3 protein-coding genes and 2 pseudogenes are annotated in these 8,789 nt (G+C 41.4%); 3 read left to right on the forward strand and 2 right to left on the reverse strand.

From position 1 onward, the window contains the following. Positions 1 to 840: pseudogene (locus tag V7K98_RS23110) on the forward strand (S-layer family protein); the annotation flags it as partial. A 599-nt stretch (positions 841 to 1,439) separates the two neighbouring features. Here the strand turns inward: V7K98_RS23110 and V7K98_RS23115 are convergent. Together V7K98_RS23115 and V7K98_RS23120 are read right to left on the reverse strand one after the other, a co-directional pair. Then, the gene (locus V7K98_RS23115; RefSeq protein ID WP_335026082.1) at positions 1,440 to 3,167 is read right to left on the reverse strand and encodes a ShlB/FhaC/HecB family hemolysin secretion/activation protein; all 1,728 of its coding nucleotides are present in this window, start codon (positions 3,165 to 3,167) and stop codon (positions 1,440 to 1,442) included. Between the two features lie 693 nt (positions 3,168 to 3,860). Further along, entirely contained in the window at positions 3,861 to 4,577 is a 717-nt protein-coding gene (locus tag V7K98_RS23120; RefSeq protein ID WP_335026084.1) for a hypothetical protein, read from the reverse strand. Between the two features lie 746 nt (positions 4,578 to 5,323). Here V7K98_RS23120 and V7K98_RS23125 point away from each other — a divergent pair. Continuing rightward, entirely contained in the window at positions 5,324 to 7,873 is a 2,550-nt protein-coding gene (locus tag V7K98_RS23125) for a CHAT domain-containing protein (RefSeq protein WP_335026086.1), read from the forward strand. A 509-nt stretch (positions 7,874 to 8,382) separates the two neighbouring features. Next, positions 8,383 to 8,789 (forward strand): annotated as a pseudogene (locus tag V7K98_RS23130) (DUF928 domain-containing protein); the annotation flags it as partial.

The raw sequence follows: 8,789 nt of genomic DNA on the forward strand, positions 1-8,789 counted from the left end.
GGTCGTTTTCCTAGTGGCTTGTTAGCCTCTGCTGAACCCAACTCAACTGGAAATGCTGGAGACTTGAAGGTTGATACCCAAAATTTACTTGTGCGAGATGGGGCGGAAGTATTGGTCAACGCCAGAGGAACAGGTAACGCAGGTATTATGACCATCAATGCTGATACCATCAACTTAGACAACAAAGCTTCTCTCAACGCTAACACCCGCAGCCCAAATAAAGACCCCAAAAGAGAACAAGCAACTATTAACCTCAATACCCAAAATTTAACGCTTCGTCATGGTAGCAGCATTACTACCAACGCTACAGGCGAAAATGTCTTTGGTGGCAATATCAATACATATACAACAAAATTTTTAATTGCTGTAGAAGATAGCCGCATCAGCGCTAACTCAGACAATTCTCGCGGTGGCCGAGTTGTAGTCAACGCTCAAGGTGTATTTGTTGGTACTCAACCTAGTGATGTTTTCAACTATATTACAGCGACTTCTGGAGTTGGCTTATCGGGAAGTGTTGAGGTTAATTCCCCTGACAATAGTTCTATCCAAAACGGCTTCACCGAATTATCTCCAGTTATTGATACTAATGCACTCATTGCCAATAGCTGCATTTCACGCGGTACTAAACGACAAGAGAACTCTTTTACTATCACTGGTTCTGGTGGTTTGAATACTAATCGTCCGGGAATTTTAGTTTCTACTTACTACACAACTGGAGATGTACAAGCTGTTGAAACTACATTCCATCCTTGGAAGAAAGGCGAGCCAATTATGGAACCGCAAGGATTATATCGGCTGAATAATGGACAGATGGTATTGAGTCGAGAATGTTCTAATTAGCCTTGTATTATAGCGGTTCCCATTCAGATGCGGTACAAAATAATATCGCTTGGTGTAAGGGCACAGCATTGCTGTGCCCCTACGGGTGTACCTCACGCTTGTCGAGAAACGCTATAAATCTGCTTGATTACTTATTAAATTTAACTCTAATAAACCTACTCCTAAATTCTCTTTGCGTATATCTTAGGGACAACGCTAAAAACTGCGTGTACATTAGAAACGTAAAGACGGGAGTCGCTACACAAAAGACGGGAGTCGCTACACAGAAGACGGGAGTCGCTACACAAAAGACGGGAGTCGCTACACAGAAGACGGGAGTCGCTACACAGAAGACGGGAGTCGCTACACAGAAGACGGGAGTCGCTACACAGAGGACGGGAGTCGCTACACAGAGGACGGGAGTCGCTACACAGAGGACGGGAGTCGCTACACAGAGGACGGGAGTCGCTACACAGAGGACGGGAGTCGCTACACAGAAGACGGGAGTCGCTACACAGAAGACGGGAGTCGTTACAAGTATGTAAAAAATAGTCTAAGCTTTGACTTTCTGGTAGGGGCAATTCATGAATTGCCCCTACCAGAATCAAAATTCCTAAATATTAAAACGGTTGATAGCGAATTGAAAAATTAAAGCCATTATCTTGTAGCGAATTACCGCGATCGCTAGTGCCTATAAATGGTATACCATAATCTGCACGCAATACCAAACCTTTTAAAGGTTGCCAATTTAAGCCTAAACCCAGGCTAGCAATGGTTTGCGGGTCAATATTAGTACCGCCATTGTTCCAAGCTGTGCCGATATCAAAAAAGGGTGTTAGCTGTAAAGTTTCGATATTCGATGTCAGGGGAATCCGAACTTCCACTCCTCCAACTACCCCATTGTCAGCAACAAGTTGATTTTGACGATAACCTCGGACTGTATCTACTCCGCCAATGCTAATTTTTTCGAGTGAAAGTAAAGAATCAGGTGTCAGTTGAGCGTTAATTTTGGCTAACATCAAAATGCGGGGAGATAGCCGTTGCACCAATTGTAATTGCCCCACCCAAGAGAAAAACCGCCCATCAGTACCAGTATCGTTAACGGTTGCGTCAATTGCATCGATGCCAAAACTAAATTGCGATCGCGCCGCAAATACACTGTTAGCATTACGTTGTAACCAATCTTGAGAAAAGCGAATTACTGTAACTTTTGATTTCCCATTTTCAGGGCCTTCAGTAAAAGAGAAGGGGATATCATTGAGAATGAAGGTTTGACTCTGGCGTAAATCGAATGCTAAACCTAAAGCAAATTCGTTATTTGGCTTGTGGATTAGGGGTTGACGGATGTTCAAAGATAGGGTTTCGGCTTGGCTACGGATATCCAAGTCACGGAATTCGCTTTCAATAATCCGGCTAGCACTGTTACTATAGCGGACACCAATAGTTCCATCTAAGGGGTTAAAGGGAATAGAATAACTGATATCATAAATATTTAGACCTTCACTTTTAGCATATTCAGCATTAAATTTATCCCCGAATCCTAATAAGTTATCGTGAGCAATAAAAACACTTCCCTGTTCTGAACCAACGCTAGGTGATTGGTTATTGGTAAAGTTTACCCCGGCGTGGAATGCTGGTGATTCGGTAATTGTCACCTGTAAAATATTGTTACCTGGGGTGCTACCTGCGGTTAACTCGGCATTAACTCGTTCAATGGCAGGATCGAGTTGTAATAATTGCAGCGCTTCTTCAAGACGTTTTTGGTTTAAAGGCTTATTTGCCAACCGTGCAATCCGAGAACGCACATAAGCAGGTTGTAATCTTTGTAAGCCTAAAATGGAAATTCCTTCCAGTTCGCCTTCTACAACTTGGATTTGCACAACACCGCTTGCAATATCTTGATTATTGGGAATAAAAGCACCACTGCTGATATAGCCATTATCAACATAGAGTTTGGTAATTTGCGATCGCAGTTGCAATAATTGCTCAAATGTGACGTTTGTATTTTCTAAGGGCTGTTTTAATTTAATAATTTCATCTTTTAAAACAGAATAGCCCATAACTCGGATTTCTTTGACAAAAAAACTTTCGCCGCTCGGAAAAGTGGTATCAGGTACATTTTCTTGTTGTGATGATGGGAGTATAGGAACAGTTGGTGCAGGTGGGGTGGGAGAAATTATTGGTGATGGTGACGGTTGAGGAATAGTTTGTTCCACTTTTCCTGGAGCATCGCGGGGAATTGTAATTCTTGGTGGGAGTGTCGATTGGGCAAATACTGCGAGTGGATTTATGCTGATGCCAGAAAGTAATATGAAAAAAATTGGTTGAAACCGAAGGCAAAAACCCATTGTTTATCTACTATTTGTAAGGGTTATCATTTTTAATTGGTAAAGCTTTTAGATTGATTTTTGCTATGCAACATATTTCTATTCATTCTCACCAACTGATTTAGCGATCGCATTAATAATTAGATATTTAAAAAATCCTATATTATAGCTTAATCAAAATACCATAATACTTTGTTCGATGGCTGCATTTTTATGAAACCATCGAGCTTTAATTCGGCGATTCTAATGTTTAGAACTTATATAGGAATCAGATTTGACTTTTGAACAAAAGTAGGTATTGTAGGGTGCGTTAAAACGCAGTTCGTAACGCACCAAACCCTTGATGATTTGAAAAACCACATTCGTCGTAGGGGCAATTCATGAATTGCCCCTACGACACGTGTCTATTTGCCATCAATAAATGATTAATAAAAACCTGAAACTGCATATTTACGTTGATGCACAACATGATTGTTTTATACAGTGCGTAAGTCCTATCTATTAGCCCTTTCAAGGTGGATGAAAATTTTAGTCCATAAATTCTTTTTTAACCTCTTCTCTCTGTGTCGCGCCAGTTGTTACAAGTCGGGGAACCGCAAGGGCGCACTGGCTTCTCTATTGCCTCTACGGTTAAATAAATTACTTTTAAACCGCAGAGGCACAGAGAACGCTGAGAAAAAGAAGAGATATTACGAGTCACCTTGAAAGGGCTATTTAAGATTGAGACAATATAGTTTCCACATCTACAGCTGAACATCGTCGTAAATCGTCGCAAGTATATGCTAGTACTGAGCCATCAGGCTCAATAGAAAACAAAAAATTATCCGCAGCATAAGTAGGGTGTTTTGTAGAAGTTCCAGAATAGACAGGGTTATATCCCAATAAAACTAATCCTTGAGGAGAAGACTTGAGGCTAATTTCTTGATCTATAACTTGCCTTTTATTGATTGTAGAGTCAAAATATCTAGTTCTCATGGCTCCAGAATATCCTTCCATCACCAAGATACTTTGATAAATGGTTCCATCAACGCTATATTTTAGACTCCAAGTTCCGTAAATCGGAGAATTTGCATCTACGAGTTGCGCCATCAGCTTCTCTGCGCCGGAGGCGATGACATAAGATGAAGATTCAGGAACATTTTGTGTTTGCACTAAGGCATTTCTTGCATCTGCTGACTTAATACCAAATAATCCAATTCCAGCTACTAAAATTGCCATAGAAGCAGTTTGTTTGAACTTTGGTAATGTCAAAGGTGTTGCTAAAATTGTGTTACGAACTAATTTATAAAACATAATCAACCTCTCAATCTGAGTTAAACAAATAAAGATATTTTCATCAGAACGGTTGATAAATTGATAAAGTTTGTTGTTTTTCGATTCATTAACCGTTTCTTTAATACTCAGATTAGGGGAAACGACTAGGGAATGCATTCACCTTTTATGCACATACAAGTGCATAATTTATCTGGTGCGTGTACAGAAAACTGCACATCAAATTTACCCAAAATGTGCAATATTTCAGTCTAACAGCTTCGACTCAAGATTAATTGCCCATTGGGTAATCGATACAATCCTTGTGGTTCAATAATCGGATTGCCTTTTTTCCAAGCATGGGATGTAATTTCAACACCTCTCACCTCACCGAAACAGCACAGAAGGTTTGAGAGCAACGGCTTTTAAGTCATGAGTATTGCAGAAGCATTGCAAAAAGCCCAAATTAAGATGATTCATCCTCAAAAATCATCACCATCTTATGAAAATCCTGCTTACTGGGCTGGCGATCGGTAATTGGCTTTGATGTTGGGGCGCGATGACTCAATACGGTTCACTTTAGGGCTATTGGTAAAAATTTTGGGTTTTTAAGACGCGATAAATTGCCGTCTCTACAAGTGTTTTGGTCTTATCTGAACTGTATTGTGCGATGACTGGTAAATCACAACTAAATTATGCGGATATGATAAGTAATCAGACAGAATTAATTACACAAGTTTTTTACTGTAACCTCTAACCTGTAACCTCTTCCCTATCTCCACTAATGAATTTAATTGTGTCCGACTACTTATAACTCCCCAAAGCGATCGCTCAACAAATACTGAGCAGTGGAAGCTTAGACTGATAGATTACATGATTAGTTGGGCAATATTTAAGTGAGTGGTGTGAAGTCTCCTTAATTATTTATGGCTTTCCTAATTAAACAACGTCGATGGCTATATATAAACCTGAGTATCTTGAGCTTATGTTTAGTAGTAACCATCACACCTGTTAGAGCATCTGTGCAAGTATTGGCATCTACTTTCAATGCTTCAGCATCCACTAACCAGATAGAACAGGGACGAAACCTCTACCGTTCAGGACGCTTTGCAGAAGCGGTGATGATTTGGCAAACAGCAGTACAAAAGTACCACACTCAAGGCGATCGCCTTAACGAAGCCCTAAGCTTAAGTTACCTTTCACTGGCACAACAGGAACTTAACCAATGGAAAGCAGCCCAAGAGTCGATTGGGCAAAGCTTGAAACTGTTGCAAGCCTCTATTCCCTCTGCTGATGCAATTCTCTGGGCGCAGGTACTCAATACCCAAGCAAATCTGCAATTGCACAATGGTAAAACCGAAATTGCCCTGGAAAATTGGCAACAAGCTCAAAAATATTATGAGCAAGCAGGTGACAAAACGGGTAGCTTGGGTAGTCAAATTAACCAGGCACAAGCTTTACAAAGTTTGGGATTTTATCGTCGTTCTAAACAGCAGTTGGAGGACTTAAATCAAAATTTAGCAGGAATGCCAGATTCAGAAATAAAAGTTAGTGGACTGGAATCGCTTGGTTTAGCCCTGCTGATGATTGGCGACTCTAGCAAGAGTCAACTGGTGTTAGAGCAAAGTTTAGCGATCGCTCGCAAAATTAAAACTACACCTCAATTGAGTTCCATTCTCCTAAGCTTAGGAGAAACCGCCGTACACTTAAAAGATCCAGGGACGGCATTAGATTACTTTGAACAAGCAGAAAAGTTAACTACAAATCCAGGCGATCGCTTACAGGCACGTTTAGCTCAGTTTAAGCTTTTTCTCGACTACAACAAGCCTGAGTTAGCTAACCCACTCGCACTTCAACTATTACAACAACTTGCAGAACTACCTCCAAGTCGCACTTCTCTCTACGCAGCGATTAATTTTGTTGCCTCACTGAATGGGCAGTCAAATTCTAACCAAATTATACCACTCAAAGACCTGGCGCAACTGATGGCAGTCACGGTCAAGTCTGCCCAACAAATCCAAGATGCCCAAGCAGAAGCTTACGCACTCCATCAGTGGGGAAAACTCTATCGTCAAACACAGCAGTTATCACAAGCACAGGAGTTAAGTCAGAAATCCCTCAAAATTGCGCGTCAACTCCAAGCTGAAGATATCATTGCTCAATCGGCTTGGCAGGTGGGACAGTTGTATAAAGAACAGGGCGATCGCCCAGAAGCGATCGCTGCTTATACTGAAGCAGTTAAAGCTTTAAAGTCAATCAGGGGAGATTTAGTTTCCGTCAACCCCGATGTTCAGTTCTCCTTCCGTGAAAGTGTGGAGCCTGTCTACCGAGAACTTGTAGGTTTACTCTTAGATCAACAACCCAGTCAAGCAGAACTGATGGAAGCTCGTGATTTGATTGAGGCCCTGCAAGTTGCAGAACTCGATAACTTTTTCCGGGAAGCTTGTTTAGATATATCTCAGCAGATTGACAAAATTGACCCCAATGCAACTGTTATTTATCCGATTATCTTGCCAGATCGCCTCGCAGTAATCCTTTCTAAAACCGGACAACCGTTGCGTTACTATGTGACACAAAAATCTCAATCTGACATCGAACAAACTCTCGAAAAATTGCTACTTGGCTTCAATCCTGTCTCAGATTCTAAAGAGCGCGATCGCTTGTCTCAAGAAATTTATGGTTGGTTAATTCGTCCTGCCGAAATGGATGGAGCTTTTAAAGATACCCAAACACTAGTATTTGTTTTAGATGGTCGATTACGTAATATTCCCATAGCCGCTTTGTATGACGGTAAGCAATATCTGATCGAGAAGTATGCTATTGCTCTCTCACCGGGAATGAAATTGCTAGCTGCGCGATCGCTAAAGCAAAACAAAATTAATGCGATTGTCGGCGGTATTAGCCAATCTCGTAATGGCTTCAGTGCTTTGCCTGCTGTAGAATTAGAAGTTAAGCAAATCTCGAAAGCAGTCCGATCATCGATGTTGCTCAATCAGCAATTCACTAGTCAAGCCCTTGGCGATCGCGTCAAATCTAGTAGCGCTGATGTTGTCCATCTGGCAACCCACGGACAGTTTAGCTCCCGCCTTGAAGATACCTTCCTACTAACTTGGGATGGAAAAGTTAACGTTAAAGAATTGTCAGAACTTCTCAAAAATCGGGGTGGCGAATCCTCCAAAGCAATTGAGTTGCTAGTACTGAGTGCCTGTGATACGGCAGCAGGCGACGATCGCGCCGTTCTTGGACTAGCAGGTTTGGCTGTCAAATCTGGTGCCCGCTCAACCATTGCCACTCTCTGGCCCGTCAAAGATAAAGCAGCCGAGATGCTGATGACGCGCTTCTATGATCAACTGCGACAGCCCAACATTACTAAAGCTGAGGCACTGCGGCAAGCTCAAATCAACTTAATTCGCCAAACTGATTTCCACGATCCTTTCTTTTGGTCTGCCTTCGTTTTGGTTGGTAACTGGCTTTAAAAAGTAAAAAGTAAAAAGTAAAAAGATAATCCCCATAAATAAATTCAGGGGAAATGATTAAGGACGCATAAACAAGTAAAAAGATAAAAGTAAAAAGTAAAAAGAAAGATAAATTCAATATTTCTTTTGCCTTTTTACTTTTTACTTTTGCCTTCTTCGGTGAAGGAGGCGGGAGATTGAAATTTATCTTTTGCTCTTAACTCTATCTAATTTCAAAGCGCCAAATCTCTGAATGAATAAGAATTCTGACTCCTGAATTCTGTTTGGTAAATCGGAGATTTCAACCGCAAGCTTCGCTCTACCTTCTGATCTCTTTTTGATTACGTGGTTTTACTTAGTAAATTTCCACCAACTTGCACAAACTTTTACAGTATTAAATTCGGACTTGGTTTATATTTCTAGTATGTCTTGAAACCTTTGACTCTCATCTAATAAACATTTATCCAGCTTTTTCCCACAATCAGAATCAATGTATTTAGTATTACTTTTCTCAAATGAGGTGCTACGTTATGAAACGTTTATATTTGGCTAGTGCATTGAGCTTCATCGCTCTGCTCACTAGTAGTACATTGAACAGTGCCCATGCTGTTACATTTACGCCACCAATCAATAATGGCGCTCCCAGCCAAGCGACTGGGGGGGCTTCTCGTGGAAATTTCTTTATCCCTACTTCTGGTAAAGGCGCTCCCAGCCAAGCAACTGGAGGAGCTTCCCGTGGTAGCTTATTTACACCTAGTGCAGGCAAAAGCGCTCCCAGCCAAGCAACTGGAGGAGCTTCTAGAGGCGACCTTTTTACACCTAGTGCAGGCAAAAGCGCTCCTAGCCAAGCAACTGGAGGAGCTTCTAGAGGCGACCTTTTTACACCTAGTGCAGGCAAAAGCGCTCCTAGCCAAGCAACTGGAGGAGCTTCTAGAGG

This window comes from Nostoc sp. (assembly GCF_036917435.1).
GTDB lineage: Bacteria > Cyanobacteriota > Cyanobacteriia > Cyanobacteriales > Nostocaceae > Nostoc.